An 18,118-nucleotide genomic window follows, 5' to 3' on the forward strand; every position below is an offset into this window, starting at 1 on the left:
GGATGCGTGCAATAAGTACAAGAAGAAAAATTCGCATTGAATTTGCCTCCATAAGAATCCGCGAGAACTACCATGTCCAGCATCGAAAATCACGGCTCAGCCCAAGATGGCGCATTAGCCGCCCCACAAATAGCACAAGCAGCACTAGCAGCCTCGGCGAATTCTCCGCTGGAATACGTTGATTCCTGCAAATTGCCGACCAACTGGGCGACTTTCCAACTACACGCTTTTTTTGAGCCGTCTACCGGCAAGGAACATCTGGCGCTGACACTGGGCGATGTGGGGAATGGCGAGCCTGTGCTGGCTCGCATCCACTCCGAATGCCTGACCGGCGACGCACTGGGTAGCCAGCGTTGCGATTGCGGACCACAGCTGGAACTGGCGCTGCAAAAGATCGCCAAGGAAGGAAGGGGCTTGCTGATGTATCTGCGCCAGGAAGGGCGGGGCATAGGCTTGCTGAACAAGATACGCGCCTACCACCTGCAAGACGGCGGTGCCGATACGGTGGAAGCCAATCAAAGGCTGGGTTTTGCGGCGGACTTGCGCAGCTACACGATGTGCGAGCCTATGCTGAAGCACCTAGGCGTCACTGCGCTGAAGCTGATGACCAATAATCCGCGCAAGATCGATGCGATGGGTAAAATCAATGTGACGATCACAGAACATGTGCCGCTGATCATCAAGCGCAATCCCTACAACGAACGCTACCTGAGCACCAAGGCGACCAAGCTAGGCCACCTTATTCAGCCCGAATTATAATCGCCGGGCTGACATTGACGGATTGAGAGCTGCTGCCCGGCAGGATTACCGATTCCGGGCCCATCAGGCTGGTTGGATGCCCAGCCTCTACCCATGCATCAATACCGCCCAGTAGCGGGCGTGCGCGATGATATCCCTTGTCTACCAGTCGTTTGGCCAGCACAGCGGCGGATGCCTCATTTGGGCAGGAGCAATACACGACGATTTCCCTGTCTACGTGCAGATGCGGAATCAGGTGCTGCCAGTCCTCTATCGCCACGGCTAATGCTCCCGGAATTGTCTGCGCCTCAATGGCACGGACGCTGGCACCGCGCACATCGACAATCACCGGCGGTCTGCCATCCTTGATCAGGGTTTGCAATTCACTGATATCTATGCGTTCCATGCGCATCGCACTATTGAAGCGGCGGCGTTTCATCCATTTCAGCAGCAGGTAGGCGGCCAGCAGTGTTACTGCAACCATGATCGCCGTATTGCCCATGTCCACCAATTGAGCACTGAGCAGTTCTATATCCGGATGGAAAAGCAGGCCGGTGCCGATTGCCGCAGTGGCCCACAGGCCTATGCCTATGGTGTCGAACATCACGAATGCCGGCAGGCTGAGGCGCAGCGCACCGGACATCGGGGCGACGATCAGCGACAGGCCGGGCACAAACTTGGCGATCACCAGCGTAGACAGGCCCCAGCGTTCAAAGCGCAGCTCAGTCTGCCGTACGCAGGAATCCGGTGACAAGGATAAGCGGCACAGCAGGCGCATCACGCGCAAGCCGTAAAAACGCCCTATGCCATACCAGACTACATCGCCTATCAGGCTGGCCAGGATAGTGACGCAGAACAGTGCAACAACGGAAAAATGGCCGTCCGCGGCCAGTGTGCCCGATACGATGAGCGTAGGAACGGTGGGCAGGGGCAATCCAAGCTGCATCAGCAGGACATTGAAGAATACGATCAACAAACCGTATTCGATTGCCCAATGAATCAGCGTGTGCATCATGGATAAATTTCCTGTCTATGTCTAAAGGGTACGCTGCCGGACAGGACATCCGGCAGCGTACCCAGGTTTATGCAGTCAGAACGCCATGTTGATAATCGTGAATGGCTTGTTCAATTTCTTCCCGCGTGTTCATCACAAATGGACCGTACTGGACGATAGGTTCGCGCAATGGGCGACCTGCCAATACCAGGAAGCGGGCTTCTTCGCCGTCTGCCGTCACAGTAATGCGTTCGCCGTCGGACAAAATCCCTGCCTGATGGGTTTTCAGGTGGCGTGGCGCATCTGCACTGCCTATCTTCAGCTTACCTTCATAAGGATACACAAAAGCGTGGTAGTCGCGCTTGACTATATGCGAAAAAACCATGCCGGCAGGCAAAATAACATCCAGATACAGCGGATCTGTGGTCAGCCCGGTGATGGCGCCCTCCAAGGACAGCTGGTCCATGTCCAGTTTACCTGCAATCACCTTGACCCTGCCGCCGCCAGCCAGCTCTGCCACGGGAATTTCTGCTGCGGGGATGTCGCGGTAGCCCGCAGGCTTCATTTTTTCTGCTGCAGGCAGGTTGATCCATAACTGGAATCCACGCATGCGGCCCTGCAACTGCTGCGGCATTTCCGAATGGATGATGCCGCGGCCGGCCGTCATCCACTGTACGCCGCCGCTTTGCAAGTCTCCCTGGTTGCCCAGATGGTCTTCATGACGCATATGGCCGTCAAGAATATAGGTCACCGTTTCAAAGCCGCGATGAGGGTGGTTCGGGAAGCCTGCATTGTAGTCATCCGGATTGTCGGACGAAAATTCATCCAACATCAGGAAAGGGTCCAGCCGCGCACCTTGTGCATTGCCCAGGCTGCGAGCCAGCTTCACACCGGCGCCGTCCGAGGTGCTCACCGACGCGATGATCCTTTGCAGTTCGCGAGTGCGTGTTTCTGTTGTTGTCTCTGTACCTGTTTCGATTGATGTGTTCACTTGCTGCTCCTTTGGCTAATGATGGAGACATTAAAACATTTACTTGTTCGATAAAAAAGATCAATATTCAGATCATATTTATCTAATTAATCGATATATTGATGCCTATGTCGGACGAATCTTCCTCACTTCACCCTCACATCACTTTGGAGCAATGGCGCGCGCTGACAGCGGTCGTGGAGACCGGCGGTTATGCGCAGGCGGCCGAGCTCTTGCACAAAAGTCAATCCTCCGTTACTTACGCGGTACAGAAGCTGGAATCGCTACTTGATGTTCGGGCCTTTGAAATTCAAGGCCGCAAGGCGATGCTGACCAGCACTGGGCAATTGCTCTACCGGCGTGCCAAGAACCTGCTGGACGAGGCCGGTGCGCTGGAACGCGCAGCGCGGCGCCTGTCCGCCGGCTGGGAGGCAGAGATACGGATCTCTGCAGAAATGATTTTTCCTACCTGGCTATTGCTGGATTGCCTGCAGCAGTTCGGTTTGGAGAGCCCGCATACGCGGATAGAATTGATCGAATCGGTATTGGCCGGCACCAGTGAAGCGCTATTGCAGGGGCAGGCCGACCTGGCGATTTCTGCACAGATACCACCGGGATTCCTGGGCGCTCCGCTGATGCAGTTCAGGGCAATGCCGGTCGCCAGCCCGGATCATCCGTTGCACAGGTTGGGACGAGAATTGAATTTGCAGGATTTGCGTGATTACAGGCAACTGGTGATACGCGAAACCGACAGCCGCCGCGCCAGCAGCATACTCAGCCTGGATGCCAGCCAGCGCTGGACAGTCAGCCATAGCGCGACCGCGATAGATGCAATTTGCAGGGGCTACGGTTTCGCCTGGTTTCCCGAGGAAAAAATCCGGGATGAACTGGCAACGGGGCGTTTAAAGGTTTTGCCTTTGGCTGATGGCGGGCAGCGCTTCGGTACCTTGTATCTGATCTTGGCCGATCCCGACTATGCCGGCCCGGCAGCGCAGCGGCTGGCACAGATCATCCGCGAGACAGTTGCCAGCGAGTGCCTGCGGATTCCTGGTGCAGCGATGGCGTCTTGAATCATGCCCTGCATCGGGGGATGCGGGGCATGGCGGGCTTGGTGTAGGATGATGACGTCGCTTACTGTGTATCCGGGTACAAATCGCAACAAGAATGGAGGGCTTATGGCCGCAGGCACCAAGAATACCGCCGATCAGCGGCAGCGCAAGCCTGCATCAGCCGCGGCCTCTGCCGGCACCTCTGCCGGGATCGCTTTGCCTGGCCAGACAGTACTGGTCTTGCAGGGCGGAGGTGCATTGGGAGCCTATCAGTTGGGAGTCTACGAAGCCCTGCATGAGGCCGGCATAGAGCCGGACTGGGTGATAGGCACGTCAATAGGGGCAATCAATGGCGCAATCATTGCCGGCAATCCGCCGGAGCAGCGGCTGCTGCGCCTGAACGAATTCTGGCAAACAACGCAGCATCATAGCCGTCATTTTCCCGGCGGTAGCAATGCGCTGATCAATATGTTGACGATGGCACAAGGGATACCGGGCTTTTTTTCGCCGAACCCCTCGTCCTGGTTCGGCCTGAATGGCAATACAGGTATAGAGCAGGCGGCGTATTACTCGACCGCGCCGCTCAGGAAAACCCTGGAGGCGCTGGTCGATTTCGACTATATCAACGAAAGGCATACCCGCCTGACGGTCGGTGCCGTCAGCGCGCTGAGCGGTGAAATGCGTTATTTCGATAGCCGTGATGAGAAGATAAATGTTGAGCACATAATGGCTTCCGGTGCCTTGCCGCCTGCCTTTCCTGCGGTACGCGTGGATGGCGAGCCTTACTGGGACGGCGGCCTGTATTCGAATACGCCGATAGAGGCGGTGCTGGACGACAAGCCGCGCCGCGACAGCGTGATTTTTTCAGTACAGGTCTGGAATCCGCGCGGGCCGGAAGCAAGTACTCTGACGCAGGTGATGGGCAAGCTGAAAGATATCCAGTACGCCAGCAGATCCGGCCATATAGAGCGGCAACGGCAGATCCACCGTTTGCGCCATGTGATCCGGGAGCTGACGCTGAAGCTGCCCCCAGAACTCAGGGATGATCCCGAATGCAGGGAATTGTCGGCCTGGGGTTGCGGCACGACCATGCACGTCATCAAACTGAACGCCCCGGTACTGGATGGCGAGGACCATACCAAGGACCTAGACTTTACCTCCCGCGGCATACGCACGCGCCGGCAGGCAGGGCTGGACGAAACGCGCAGCATGATTGCATCCCGCCCATGGACTGCGGAAGTCGATCCTATAGAGGGAGTGATGATTCATGAAATCCAGGCATGATAGGGAAAGCTAATTGTAAGAAAGTTTCTCATTTGCATACTTAATGGCAATTTTTCTGTAGCATTTACAGAGACAGGGCACCGCTTGAAATTTTTACCCTCAGCGGCATATATGGATTGTCGAAGCAGCAGAAGCGCTTGCGATCTGGAGGTGATACACCGGCGCGCCTGTGCATTCAGTCCATCATGCGCCCTCATACTTGCGGCATCAGCCGGAGTTTCTTGCCATTTTATTAGGAACACATGCCTTCACGCTCCAAGCTCTTTACCTTGTTTGCCATTATTGCGGCAGCCCATGCCTTCCTCGGTTTCAGCCTGTTTTCTGCACTGAACCTTGAGGGATTGGCCTTGCTGGGCGCATGGCTGGTGCTGCTATTGTCTACTGCGCTGCTGCCCATGGGCTTATTGGCGCCGATGATGAAGAATAAGGCAGTCTCGGACCGGCTGGCCTGGGCTGGCTTGATCGTGATGGGCCTGTTCTCTTCAGTTTTTGTGCTGACGCTGTTGCGCGATCTGCTGCTATTGCCGCTTTCATTTATAGTTCCGGCTCACTATTACCAGGATATGAATGAAGGATCAGCGCTGGCGGTACTGGCTGGAGCCCTGTTATTTACGATTGTTGGCTGGTTCAATGCGCGTCGCCGCGCTGCCGTCGTTGATGTGACTGTGCCGATTACCGACCTGCCTGCCGAGCTGGTCGGTTTTACCATTGCACAGATCAGCGACATCCATGTCGGTGCCACCATCAAGCGCCGCTATCTGTCGGCAATCGTTGACAAAGTAAATAGCCTGAACCCCGACATCATTGCCGTAACCGGCGACCTCGTGGATGGCCGGGTGGCGGAATTGAAATCCCATACCTCACCTTTGAAGCGCCTGCATTCGCGGCACGGTACCTACTTTGTCACCGGCAACCATGAATACTATTCCGGCGCCTTGCCGTGGATCGCCGAGTTGCGGCGCCTGGGATTGACGGTATTGCTGAATGAGCACGTGACATTGCAGCATGAAGGCCATACCGTCGTGATTGCCGGTGTAACCGACTATACTGCAGGCCATTTTTATGCAGAGCACGCCAGCGATCCTGTGGCGGCATTGCGTGGCGCGCCGCAAGATGCTCCGCTTAAATTATTGCTGGCGCATCAGCCGCGCAGTTCATTCAAGGCGGCAGAGCAGGATTACGATTTGCAGTTGTCGGGTCACACCCACGGGGGACAGTTCTTCCCCTGGAACTTCTTCGTCCGTTTCCAGCAGCCTTTTACTGCCGGCCTGCACAAGATCAAGAATTTATGGGTGTATACCAGCCGAGGTACTGGTTACTGGGGCCCGCCGAAGCGCCTGGGAGCGCCGTCTGAGATTACGCGGATACGCCTGTCCCGGGCTTGACCGTGATGGGGTTTGCGGGGAAGTGCCAGCTTTTGTAGACCACATTCATCCGCAGTTTGGCGGATGAATGTGTACCGTTTTGTGTCTAGTTTTATTCGACCTTGCTGTCCAGGCGTTTTTCGCTGATGCTGGCCTTGGCTCTTTCCAGCATGTCGATTGCCGCAGGACCGCGCATCAGCGTTACTGCCACTGCCAGCGCATCGATATAAGTAAGGTGCGCCAGGCGTGAGGTCATCGGTGTATAGATGTCCGGGTCTTCCTCCACATCCACGCTGATATGTACGTCGGCCAGTTCCGCCAGCGGGCCGCCGCTAGCACAGAGTACCAATACCTTCGCTCCCGCATTTTTGGCCAGTTGCACGCTGCGTATCATGTCGCGCGTGCGGCCGGTACGCGAGAACGCGACGACCACGCAATCGCTGTTCAGCAGCGTCGCCGATTGTGCCTGTAAATGGGCATCGCAGAAGACTGTGGTCGGAATGCCGAAGCGGAAAAATTTAAGTTGTGCGTCGATTGCCAGTGCGCCGGAATAACCTAGGCCGTAGCATTCTATGCGGCGCGCGCGTGACAGCAGGCTGACGGCAGCCTCAAAACTGGCCGTGTTGGCCGAATTGCGTGCTTCCATCAGCGCTGCGATGGTACGGTCAAACACCTTCGGCAATACATCGCGCACCTGGTCTGCCTGGTTCACGTCCAGATGCAGGTAGGGAATGCCGGTTGCCAGGCTCTTTGCGAAGGCCAGCTTGAAACTCTTGAAGCCGTCAAAGCCCATGGATTGCGAGAAGCGGGCGACCGTAGGTTCGCTGACATCGCAAGCCTGCGCCAATACGCGTATCGACATTTCCAGGCTGTCGTGCGGTTTCTGCAGCAAATATTCCGCCACCTGGCGTTCCGCGCGGCTTAGCGCAGTGCTGGCCGTGCGTATGCGTGCCAGCAGGCCTTTTTCCGGCGGAGATACTTTGCCTTGCGGCAGGCCAGACAAGGGTTCATGCATGCCATGTTCCTGGCCGGCGTGGTGGCTTTTATGTCTCATCATGGACTCCAGAAGACATCAACGGGACAAGTCGCTTCGCGCAACAGCGCGCTGATGGGCAGGCTGTCAGCCCCTGCATTGTCCAGAACCAGGCGCTTTTCACGGCCGGTAATGACCAGCCAGATGCGCTCGGTATTGACCAGGCGCGACAGGGACAGGGAAATACGGGTCTGTCCGGATTGCGGGTTCGTCGCCGGCACGCACAGGCTATCCGGATTATTCACCAGCAAATGCGGCGAGCCGGGAAACAGCGAGGCAACGTGGCCATCAGCGCCCATGCCGAGCAGGATCGCGTCAAAGGCTGCCGGCAATTGCTCGGCCAGCCGTTTGCCCACTGCTGGAATTGCATCGGCAGGCATCGCATCCGGTGTTTTCAAGGATACCAGTTGCCAGCGTTGCGCTTCCTGGCTGGATACATGGTTGGATTTCTCCAGGCATTGCCTGAACAGGCCCTCATTGCTTTGCGGATCGGCGTCGGCAACCCAGCGCTCATCGGTGGCAACCAGCTTGATCTTGCCGCCTGCGGTAGAAGCTGACAGCAAACTGTCGAGTTGGCGATACACCGGGGCCGGCGTGGTGCCGCCTGCCAGCGCAAAGCTGCTGTTTTCTTTTGCCTGGATGATCGCCATCCATTGCGCGGACAGTGCATCGCTGAGCGTAGCGAAATCCGGATATTCATGCATACGCAGCATAGTGTCAGCCCTCGACAAATTCTTCGCCCCAGCTGGAGCCGCTCTGCGCCAGCAGATAGCTGGCCGCTGCAGGGCCCCAGCTGCCGGCGATATAGGATTTCAGGCCTTCGGTATCGGATTGCCAGGCGCTCATGATGGGATCTATCCAATCCCAGGCGGCGGTCAATTCGTCATCACGCACGAACAGGGTCAGGTCGCCATGCATCGCATCCAGCAACAGCCTTTCATAGGATTCCACGCGGCGCGAGCTGGAAGCTTCTGCAAAATCCAGATTGAGTGCAACATCGGACAGGCGTATGCCTTCACCCGGCTCCTTGGCTTTCAGGAATAATTCCACGCTCTCTTCCGGCTGCAGCGAAATAACCAGACGGTTAGAGCGCAGGTTGCGTTGTGAAGCGCCAAAGATGGAGTAGGGGATAGGCTTGAAGTTGATCGTGATCTCAGCGCTGCGTGTTGCCATGCGCTTGCCGGTACGCAGGAAGAAAGGCACACCTGCCCAGCGCCAGTTGTCGATTTCAGCGCGTATCGCGACAAAGGTCTCGGTCCGCGATGCAGTCGGCACGCCCGGTTCAGCCTGATAGGAAATCACAGGCTTGCCGTCAACCGCGCCTGCGCGATACTGGCCGCGTACGGTTTTCTTGCTGACTTCGTCAGGTGTGAACTTGTGCAATGCGCGCAAGACTTTCACTTTTTCATCACGGATGGAATCGGCGCCGGCATTGACTGGCGGCTCCATCGCGACGATGGACAGCAATTGCAGCAGATGGTTTTGCACCATATCGCGCAGCGCGCCGGTATGGTCGTAAAAGTCGCCCCGCGATTCCACGCCGACTTGCTCGGAAATGGAGATCTGCACATCCTGTATCCACTTGCGATTCCACAACGGTTCCAGGAAGGAGTTGGCAAAGCGTAGCGCCAGCAGGTTCTGCACCATTTCCTTGCCCAGGTAATGGTCGATACGGTAGATCTGGTTTTCTTTAAGGTATTTACGCAGGGCTGCATTGATGTCGCGTGCCGACTGTGCATCGCGTCCCAGCGGCTTTTCCACCACGACGCGCGCATTGCCGCTGACCAGGTCATGTACGGACAATTGCTGCACGATGGGTTCAAACAGGTCCGGACCGGTGGCCAGGTAAAACAGCGTGGCATTGGATTCCGAGGTATGCAGCTTTTCTTTCAAGCCCTGGAAATCGGCCGCTTCACGCGCGTCTATCTTTGCATAATGTGTTTTCGCCAGGAAAGCTTGCAACTGCTCCGGTGTGCTGCCGCAATCCTTGGCACAATAGCTCTCTATACTGGCAGAGACACGCTGACGAAAATCTTCATCTGCCAGCGCTTCCCGCGCGGCACCGATGAACATGAAATTCTTGTCCAGCCGACCATTGACGAATGCGCTAAACAGTGCAGGGATGATCTTGCGTTTGGCGAGATCGCCAGTGCCGCCGAACAGTACGAATGTGGTCATGCTGACTCCGAATGTAATTGTCTGTGGTCGTAAAGCCTGAGAGGGCTGCTTGTCAAAAAATGCCTTATTGTGATTATGACAGAATATCTTCAAAAATGTAGTTTCATTACGATATTTGTAGTTGTTTTTGGTAAATTTTCCTCGTAAATGGTATTAACTGAAAGTTTGTTACAGAAATTTCTGATAATGTGCTATCTTTCTATCATCTGAATAGTGAACTGTCCCGGCCGCTTTCACAGAACCGGAGGTTTCCACCGCATGAAAGTGAGTCCAAATGAGCATCGCCGAACAGCCCAAGCTTAATCCCGTCATTGACCGTGTAACCAAACGCATTGCCGAGCGCAGCAAGACTTTGCGTGGCGACTATCTCGCCCGGCTGGAGCAAATGCGCAGCCGCGGCCCGCGCCGCAGCAACCTGTCTTGCGCCAACCAGGCGCATGCTCATGCCGCCGCGCAACCCGGCGCCAAGATCTGGTTGAACGAAGCCAAACGGCCCAATATCGGCATAGTCACTGCCTATAATGACATGTTGTCGGCACACCAGCCTTATGAATCTTATCCTGAGCAAATTCGCCAGACGGCGATGCGCTTCGGTGCCACGGCCCAGGTCGCCGGCGGCGTGCCGGCAATGTGCGATGGCGTCACCCAGGGCCGTCCCGGCATGGAGTTGTCGCTGTTTTCGCGCGACGTGATCGCACAGGCAACTGCGGTAGCGCTGTCTCATGATTCTTTCGACGCTGCATTGTGCCTCGGTATTTGCGACAAGATTGTGCCGGGCCTGCTGATAGGCGCGCTGGCGTTTGGCCATCTGCCGACCATCTTCATTCCGGCTGGCCCCATGGGTTCCGGCTTGTCCAACAAGGACAAGGCTGCAGTACGTGAACGCTATGCGCAAGGCAAGGCGACCAAGGATGAATTGCTGGCCGCTGAAAACGCTGCCTACCATAGCGCAGGCACCTGTACCTTTTACGGCACTGCCAACAGCAACCAGATGTTGCTTGAAGCAATGGGCCTGCATTTGCCGGGTTCCGCTTTTGTACACCCGAACGATCCGCTGCGTTCCGTATTGACGGATGCTGCAGTAGAGCGCGTCTTGCAACTGACCGAGCAAGGTAGCAATTACACGCCTATCGGTTATGTCGTCAATGAAAAAGCGATTGTCAATGCGGTCATCGCGCTGCTGGCGACCGGCGGTTCCACCAATCACACCATCCACTGGATATCAGTGGCGCGCGCTGCAGGCATCCTGATCGACTGGCAGGACTTTGATGAGCTGTCGTCGGTGATTCCTTTGTTGACCCGGGTTTATCCTAATGGCACCGCCGATGTGAATGCATTCGAAGACGCAGGCGGTCCTACTTTCGTCATTCGCGAGCTGCTGTCCGCAGGATTGATGCATGCCGACGTAAAAACCGTGTACGGAACCGAAGGCCTGGCCTCGCACGTGTCGCAACCGGTGCTGACGGATGAAAACAAAGTGAAATGGCAGCCGTTGCCGGACATCTCCACCAATCGCGAGGTAGTCCGCAACGTTAGTGAACCTTTCGCGCCCACCGGCGGCTTGCGCCTGCTGGATGGCAATATAGGCCGCGCGATCGTCAAGGCTTCTGCAGTGCCGGAAGATGCGTGGATCATACGCGCGCCAGCCAAAGTGTTTGACTCTCAGGATGCGCTGGTCGGTGCTTACAAAGCAGGCCAATTGAATATGGACTTTGTTGCAGTCGTAATTTTCCAGGGGCCGCAAGCGAACGGCATGCCGGAGCTGCATCACTTCACGCCGGTTCTAGGTAGCCTGATGTCGGCCGGCTACAAGGTCGCACTGGTGACGGACGGCCGCATGTCCGGCGCGTCCGGCAAGGTTCCGGCTGCATTGCACGTGAGCCCTGAGGCAGCGCAGGGCGGCCATATCGCCAAGGTGCAGGACGGCGATATCGTTGAGCTGAATGTGCATACCGGCGAGCTGCGGGCGCTGGTCAGCGAAGCGGAATGGGATGCACGTCCATTGCGCCGCGTGACGGAAGATTCGAGCCACGGTTATGGCCGTGACCTGTTTGTCGCCCAGCGCCGCGTAGTGACTACGCCGGAGCAGGGTGCTTCTACGCTGTTCGTCAACTAGAAGCGAGCAAGTGCGGGGAAGCTAGTAGCCCTGATAAGTAAACGCAGTAAGCGCAACTACCACCAAATAAGTACTACCAAATAAGCAAAATCACACACCGAGACCGATCATGAGCGCAATCAAACTGAGCAAGCAAGACATCATCAAGCAACTGGAACAACTCCGCGTACTGCCCATCCTGGTGACCAATGATGTGGACCAGGCTATCCGTTGCGTCAATACCCTGGCTGAGAATGGCTTGCCTGCGATAGAGATTACGCTGCGTACGCCGGATGCAATGACGGTCTTGCGTGAAGTGGTCAAGGCTTGTCCGGGCGTGACGGTTGGTGCGGGCACTATCCTGACGCCTGCGCAACTCGACGCGGTGCAGGAAGCGGGCGCAACCTTCGGCATCAGTCCCGGCATTACGCCGGTGCTGGCCGCCGCAGCGGCCGCGTCCAGCCTGCCGTATTTTCCGGGTGTAGGTGGTGCCAGCGATTTGATGCTGGCGCTGGAGCATGGATTTGATGTGGTCAAGCTGTTTCCGTCCGATTTACTGGGTGCGACCAAGATGGCCAAGGCCCTGGGCGGGCCTTTCCCTGATGTGCGCTTTTGCCTGACCGGTGGCGTGACCGTTGAAGCGACGCCGCAGTTGCTGCAGCAGAGCAATATCCTGTGCGTAGGCGGCTCCTGGATGTGCCCTGCATCGCTGATCAATGCCAACGACTGGGCGGCAATCGGCAAACTGGCGGCGCAGGCCGCTGCAGCAGCGCATTAATTCCCTCTAGCGAATTCACTCAGACTTATCATGGCTAATTCTGTTTCACACAGCCCCTTGTGGGGGTTGCTGCAGCAACGCGCGACCAATACTCCGAGCTTGAAGGAACTGTTTCGTGCAGATCCTCAGCGCTTTACGCATTTTTCCGCCTCTGCCTGCGGCATCTTGCTGGATTACTCCAAGCAGAGGATAGATACCACCGCCAAGCTGAACCTGCTGGCCTTGGCTAGGCAGCAGCAGGTGGAAGCGCGGCGAGATGCGATGCTGGCCGGCGAAGCAATCAACCATACTGAAAACCGCGCGGTACTGCATACCGTGCTGCGCTTGCCCAAGGGAGAGTCGTTCAACCTGAAAGGCGAGAATATTGCAGCCAGCGTGCACCAGGTGCTGGCGCAGATGCGCAGTTTCAGCGATGCGGTACGCGAGGGCCGCTGGCTGGGTTATTCCGGCAAGGCAATCCGTACCATCGTCAATATCGGCATAGGCGGCTCCGACCTGGGGCCGCAAATGGCCTGCATCGCGCTGGCGCCGTGGTCGCAAAAAAACCTGTCGCTGCATTTTGTGTCGAACGTGGATGGCAGGCATGTCGCCGATGCGCTGAAGAATGCGGATCCGGAGACGACCCTGTTTGTCGTCGCCTCCAAGACTTTCTCGACAATGGAAACCCTGACCAATGCCAGGACCGCGCGCGAATGGATGCTGTCGCACGGCTGCCCCGAAGACAGCATACGCCAGCATTTTGTCGCATTGAGCACCAACGTGGAAGCCGCCAAGGAATTCGGCATTGCGCCGGAAAACGTATTTCCTTTCTGGAGCTGGGCCGGTGGGCGTTATTCGATGTGGAGCGCGATAGGTTTGTCGATCGCCTTGTATATCGGCGCCGACAAATTTGAAGAAATGCTGGCCGGCGCGCATGAGATGGACCTGCATTTCGCGCAGGCTCCGATGGAGCAGAACTTGCCGGTGCTGATGGCCCTGATCGGCGTCTGGAATATCAATTTCCTCGGTTTGCAGGCTCTGTCGATCGCGCCTTATCATCAGCGTATGACGCGCTTGCCAGCCTACCTGCAGCAACTGGAAATGGAAAGTAATGGCAAGTCCGTCACGCGTGAAGGCCAGCGCGTTGACTATGCAACCTCGCCTGTACTGTTCGGCGAAGCCGGCACCAATGGCCAGCACGCCTACTTCCAGTTATTACACCAGGGCGCGACTATCATCCCCACTGATTTCATCGTGGTGGCGGAAGATGATTCCGGCTTGCCAGGGCACAACCAGGCTTTGCTGGCGAACTGCTTTGCGCAATCCAAGGCGATGGCGTTGGGCAAGGATATCCAGCAAGTCCGGGCCGAACTGGGCGACGTTTCCGAGAAACTGCTGCCGCATCGCGTGTTTGAAGGCAATCGCCCCAGCTCGACCTTGCTGCTGGATGCGCTGACCCCGAAGTCGCTGGGTGCACTGATTGCGCTGTACGAGCACAAGGTATTCGTGCAGTCGGTGATTTGGGATATCAATGCCTTTGATCAATGGGGCGTAGAATTGGGCAAGTCGCTGGCACAGCAACTGATTAGCCTGAATCCGGATGCGGTCAAGGAAGAGTACGATAGTTCCACGCGCGGCCTGTTGCAGGCGCTGAAGCGCAAGACTCCGGCATCGACGATTCGGTAATTTCTCGCGCACAATTTTATGTGGCAAGCCAGCGACGTAATTACCATTATGCGCTGAAGGGCATTTACTCCATTGTAAAACAATGCGAAAGTATGCTGCGTTGCAAAATCAGGGCGGCAAGGCAAAGGCGCACAAGTAGAGCGTACTGGCAGATACCTTCTTCACAAAAGAAGGGCAGGCCGCCCCTGCATCACCGTATTCTTCGTTTCCTTTGTTTCCTTAACCTGAATAAATCCCAAGCATGAACGCCGAGTCCAAGCCAGAGTCCCAGTTTAATTCAAGCGCGCTATTGTCCGATGACAAAGACCAGTCACTGAGAGAAGATATACGCAGGCTGGGCCGCATATTAGGCGATACCGTGCGCAACCAGCACGGCGACCAGATTTTTGAACTGATAGAGCATATACGTCAAAGCTCGATACGCTTTCAGCGCGATGCCGATGTCGCTGCGCGCGAAGAGCTGGAAACCACGCTGGATAACTTAAGCAATGACCAGACCACACAGGTTATCCGCGCCTTCAGCTATTTCTCCCACCTGGTCAACCTGGCGGAAGACCAGCATCACATCCGCCGCTCGCGTGCGCATCTGATCGCAGGCTCTGCGCCAAAACAAGGCAGCCTGGAACATACGATAGATTCCCTGTATGCGAGCGGACAAACTACGCAGCAACTGCTGGAATTTTTTGATACGGCGCAGGTTACGCCTGTGCTGACGGCCCATCCTACCGAGGTGCAGCGCAAGAGTATCCTGAATTGCCAGATGGTGATTACCCGCCTGCTGGACGAGCGAGACCGTATGCAGTTGACGCCGGAAGAATCCGCGGCCAATGAAGAGGCCCTGAACCGCGCGGTTCTGACATTGTGGCAGACCCGCATGCTGCGTACGTCCAAATTGTCGGTGCTGGACGAGGTAGAAAACGGCCTCAGCTTTTACGACTACACCTTCCTGCGCGAGCTGCCGCATCTGTATGCGGGGCTGGAAGATTTGCTATGCAGCAAGGATGGCGAGCTGAAGCAACTGGAGTTGCCGAGCTTTATGAAAATGGGTAGCTGGATAGGCGGCGACCGCGACGGCAATCCTTTTGTGACGGCCGAGGTGCTGGAAAAAACCCTGGCCATGCAATCTGATCGCGCACTGAAATTTTATTTGACCGAGCTGCATACGCTGGGCTCGCAACTATCCATCGCCAACTTGCTGGTGGGTGCATCGGAAGATCTGCTGGCACTGGCGCGCCGCTCGCCGGATCACTCGCCGCACCGCTCTGATGAACCTTACCGGCTGGCGATCAGCGGCATGTATGCAAGGCTGTCCGCCACGTACAGAAAGCTGTTCAATGCCGAGCCTGCAATTCATGCGGCCGGAGAGGCCGATCCGTATGCCGATGCAGAAGAACTGATTGCCGATCTGGATATCGTGCACCAGTCTTTGCTGGCTCACGGTTCTGCTGCGCTGACACGCGGAAGATTGCGCCACTTGCGCCGCGCGGTGCGGGTATTCGGCTTCTATCTGGCGCCGCTGGACCTGCGCCAGAATTCGGATGTGCACGAAAGAGTGGTGGCAGAGCTGCTGGAAGCCGCCAATCCCGGCACCAATTATCTCGGACAGGATGAAGAGGGCCGCATACGCTTGCTGCTGGCGGAAATTTCTTCGGCGCGTCCGCTGGCTTCGCCTTATATCGAGTATTCGGAAGATACGCGTTCCGAGCTGGCGATTTATCGTGGTGCCCGCACTGCGCAGCAACGCTATGGCAAGGGTGCCGTGCCCAACTGCATCATCTCCAAGACCGATGGCGTTTCAGACATGCTGGAACTGGCCTTGTTGCTGAAAGAAGCCGGCTTGCTGCATCCGTTGGAGGGCAGGCTGGATGTGAATATCATTCCACTGTTTGAGACCATAGAAGATTTGCAAAACAGCGCGCCTGCGATGGACAGGCTGCTGGGTCTGCCCGAGTATGCCCGCCTGCTGCAGAGCCGCAGCAACGCACAGGAGGTGATGCTGGGTTATTCCGACAGTAACAAGGATGGCGGCTTCCTGACTTCGGGCTGGGAACTGTATAAGGCGGAACTGGAACTGGTGAAGGTGTTTGCCCGCCGCCAGGTACGCCTGCGCCTGTTCCATGGCCGCGGCGGTTCGGTTGGTCGCGGCGGCGGCCCCAGCTACCAGGCTATCCTGGCGCAGCCTGCCGGTGCGGTGCAGGGGCAGATACGCCTGACTGAGCAGGGCGAAGTCATTACCGCCAAATACGGTAATCCCGAAGTAGGGCGGCGCAACCTGGAAGTACTGGCAGCGGCAACGCTGGAAGCCAGCCTGCTGTCCGGTGCCGAGCCTGCACCTTCGGAAGAGTTCCTGGCTGCGATGGGCGAATTGTCAGAGCATGCCTTCCGTGCCTATCGCAATATGGTGTACGAGACTGAGGGCTTTGAGCAGTATTTTTGGGAGTCCACGGTCATTTCCGAGATTGCCGGCCTGAATATCGGTAGCCGTCCTGCTTCGCGCAAGAAGTCCACTGCGATTGAAGATTTGCGTGCTATCCCTTGGGTATTCAGCTGGTCGCAATGCCGTCTGATGCTGCCGGGATGGTTCGGTTTTGGTTCCGCGGTGCAAGCGTATCTGAAGGCGCATCCGGAAAATGGCCTGGCGACCTTGCAGGCGATGTTCAAGACCTGGTCTTTCTTTTCCACCATTTTGTCGAATATGGAAATGGTATTGGCCAAGAGCGATATCGGTATTGCCAGCCGCTATGCGCAACTGGTCAAGGATGAGGCGCTGCGCAACCGCATATTCCCGCGCCTGCAGGCAGAGCATGAAGCGACCATTGCAGTGTTGAAATCCATTTCCGGCCAGGATCAATTACTGTCTGCCAATCCACTGCTGAAACGCTCAATCAGCAACCGCTTCCCTTACCTGTCACCGCTGAACCATGTGCAGGTGGAGTTGCTGGAACGCTACCGTAACGGTGACCCGGACGAGCGCGTCAGGCGCGGCATCCACCTATCGATCAACGGCATCGCAGCCGGTTTGAGAAATAGCGGCTGAGCTCGATATCCTGCCCATACCTGGAGGCAATTCCAGGTATGGGCATTTCTATCTTTTGCCTCCAAGAAAATTTTTGCCCAAGCGCGTTAGAATAGGCGCCTGTATTCAAGCAAAGATTTTTATCCATGAGCATGCAAATTCTAGGCATAGTCGGCTGGTCCGGAAGCGGCAAGACCACGATGCTGGAACGCCTGCTGCCACTGTTGTCGGCAGCCGGCAAGAAGGTCAATGTCGTCAAGCATAGCCATCACGATATCCAACTGGAACCGGAAACCAAGGACAGTGCACGCCTGCGCAAGGCTGGCGCGGCGGAGATGCTGCTGGCCTCACCCTACCGGTATGCATTGATACGCGAGCTGCGCGGCCAGCAAGAGCCGCCGCTGGCGGAATTATTGGCGCGCATGAATCCCGCCGACCTGACCCTGGTAGAGGGCTATAAGTGGGAGCCGATTATTAAACTGGAAATACACAGGCCCTCGGTGGGCAAGCCGGCCCTGTATCTGGATGATCCCGATATCCGCGCGGTGGCTTCGGATGTGCCGGCTCCGCCGGATTTGCGCCAGGGCTTGGTGTGGCTGGATCTGAATCAGCCGGAAGAGCTGCTGAGCTGGCTAATAAATTCCCTTGCGGCAAATATTTTCCAAAAGAGCTAAAGTCGCGCCAGATTCCGTCGTTAATCAAAGTATAGAGATACGGGAGAATGTAATGGATGTTACTGGAATTGCCAGCCTGGCAACCACAATGGCCGATGTAGGCACTAGCCAGGCAGTAGGTATTGCCGTCCTTAAAAAGGCGATGGATATCAGTGCCGAGAGCGCTACAGCCTTGATTGAAGCCATTCCGCAGAATCCTTCAGTTTCCAATTTGCCATCCCATCTCGGTCGCAATATCAATACGACCGCCTGATTTCAAGCGTGTAACGGGTGCCGTCCG

At 56.6% G+C, this 18,118-nt stretch carries 15 protein-coding genes; 10 read left to right on the top strand and 5 right to left on the bottom strand.

What is annotated here, in order from left to right:
• Positions 1–72 precede the first annotated feature (72 nt).
• Positions 73–759, top strand: a complete 687-nt coding sequence (ribA, locus tag IEW12_RS18010; RefSeq protein ID WP_188567439.1) for a GTP cyclohydrolase II — start codon at positions 73–75, stop codon at positions 757–759.
• On the opposite strand, the gene IEW12_RS18015 is transcribed toward ribA, so the two are convergent.
• Positions 740–1,753: a DedA family protein/thiosulfate sulfurtransferase GlpE gene (locus tag IEW12_RS18015; protein ID WP_188567440.1), complete on the bottom strand. Its 1,014-nt coding sequence runs from the start codon at positions 1,751–1,753 to the stop codon at positions 740–742. The two genes, ribA and IEW12_RS18015, sit on opposite strands and share 20 nt — an antisense overlap.
• A gap of 67 nt (positions 1,754–1,820) precedes the next feature.
• A complete protein-coding gene (locus tag IEW12_RS18020) occupies positions 1,821–2,723 on the bottom strand; it encodes a pirin family protein (protein WP_229751194.1) in 903 nt (300 codons plus the stop codon).
• Between the two features lie 107 nt (positions 2,724–2,830).
• Here IEW12_RS18020 and IEW12_RS18025 point away from each other — a divergent pair, with 107 nt between their 5' ends.
• The 3 genes from IEW12_RS18025 to IEW12_RS18035 all read left to right on the top strand — a co-directional run bounded on the left by IEW12_RS18025 (position 2,831) and on the right by IEW12_RS18035 (position 6,420).
• The gene (locus IEW12_RS18025; protein WP_188567441.1) at positions 2,831–3,772 is read left to right on the top strand and encodes a LysR family transcriptional regulator; all 942 of its coding nucleotides are present in this window, start codon (positions 2,831–2,833) and stop codon (positions 3,770–3,772) included.
• A gap of 105 nt (positions 3,773–3,877) precedes the next feature.
• A complete protein-coding gene (locus IEW12_RS18030) occupies positions 3,878–5,035 on the top strand; it encodes a patatin-like phospholipase family protein (RefSeq protein WP_188567442.1) in 1,158 nt (385 codons plus the stop codon).
• Between the two features lie 242 nt (positions 5,036–5,277).
• Complete coding sequence (locus tag IEW12_RS18035; RefSeq protein ID WP_188567443.1) at positions 5,278–6,420, top strand: metallophosphoesterase; 1,143 nt, start codon at positions 5,278–5,280, stop codon at positions 6,418–6,420.
• Positions 6,421–6,511: 91 nt separating this feature from the next.
• On the opposite strand, the gene IEW12_RS18040 is transcribed toward IEW12_RS18035, so the two are convergent.
• The 3 genes from IEW12_RS18040 to zwf are packed head-to-tail and all read right to left on the bottom strand — an operon-like array spanning position 6,512 to position 9,610.
• Positions 6,512–7,456 (bottom strand): SIS domain-containing protein, encoded by a 945-nt coding sequence (locus IEW12_RS18040; RefSeq protein ID WP_188567444.1) that lies wholly within the window; start codon positions 7,454–7,456, stop codon positions 6,512–6,514.
• On the bottom strand, positions 7,453–8,145 hold the full coding sequence (locus IEW12_RS18045) for a 6-phosphogluconolactonase (RefSeq protein ID WP_188567445.1): 693 nt from the start codon (positions 8,143–8,145) through the stop codon (positions 7,453–7,455). Before IEW12_RS18045 ends, IEW12_RS18040 begins: the two co-directional genes overlap by 4 nt.
• A gap of 4 nt (positions 8,146–8,149) precedes the next feature.
• Positions 8,150–9,610 carry a glucose-6-phosphate dehydrogenase gene (gene zwf, locus IEW12_RS18050; protein WP_188567446.1) on the bottom strand — a complete coding sequence of 487 codons (1,461 nt, stop codon included), beginning with the start codon at positions 9,608–9,610 and terminating at the stop codon, positions 8,150–8,152.
• Between the two features lie 274 nt (positions 9,611–9,884).
• On the opposite strand from zwf, the gene edd reads away from it, so the two are divergent.
• The 6 genes from edd to IEW12_RS18080 all read left to right on the top strand — a co-directional run bounded on the left by edd (position 9,885) and on the right by IEW12_RS18080 (position 18,091).
• Entirely contained in the window at positions 9,885–11,726 is a 1,842-nt protein-coding gene (edd, locus tag IEW12_RS18055) for a phosphogluconate dehydratase (protein ID WP_188567447.1), read from the top strand.
• Positions 11,727–11,835: 109 nt separating this feature from the next.
• Entirely contained in the window at positions 11,836–12,483 is a 648-nt protein-coding gene (eda, locus tag IEW12_RS18060; protein WP_188567448.1) for a bifunctional 4-hydroxy-2-oxoglutarate aldolase/2-dehydro-3-deoxy-phosphogluconate aldolase, read from the top strand.
• 30 nt (positions 12,484–12,513) lie between these two features.
• Entirely contained in the window at positions 12,514–14,148 is a 1,635-nt protein-coding gene (pgi, locus tag IEW12_RS18065; RefSeq protein WP_188567449.1) for a glucose-6-phosphate isomerase, read from the top strand.
• Between the two features lie 241 nt (positions 14,149–14,389).
• A complete protein-coding gene (gene ppc, locus IEW12_RS18070) occupies positions 14,390–17,185 on the top strand; it encodes a phosphoenolpyruvate carboxylase (RefSeq protein ID WP_229751195.1) in 2,796 nt (931 codons plus the stop codon).
• 125 nt (positions 17,186–17,310) lie between these two features.
• Positions 17,311–17,838 (top strand): molybdopterin-guanine dinucleotide biosynthesis protein B, encoded by a 528-nt coding sequence (mobB, locus tag IEW12_RS18075; RefSeq protein WP_188567450.1) that lies wholly within the window; start codon positions 17,311–17,313, stop codon positions 17,836–17,838.
• A gap of 52 nt (positions 17,839–17,890) precedes the next feature.
• Positions 17,891–18,091, top strand: a complete 201-nt coding sequence (locus IEW12_RS18080; RefSeq protein WP_188567451.1) for a YjfB family protein — start codon at positions 17,891–17,893, stop codon at positions 18,089–18,091.
• The last annotated feature ends 27 nt before the right edge of the window (positions 18,092–18,118 follow it).

Source organism: Parundibacterium terreum (assembly GCF_014636315.1).
GTDB lineage: Bacteria > Pseudomonadota > Gammaproteobacteria > Burkholderiales > Burkholderiaceae_D > Undibacterium > Undibacterium terreum.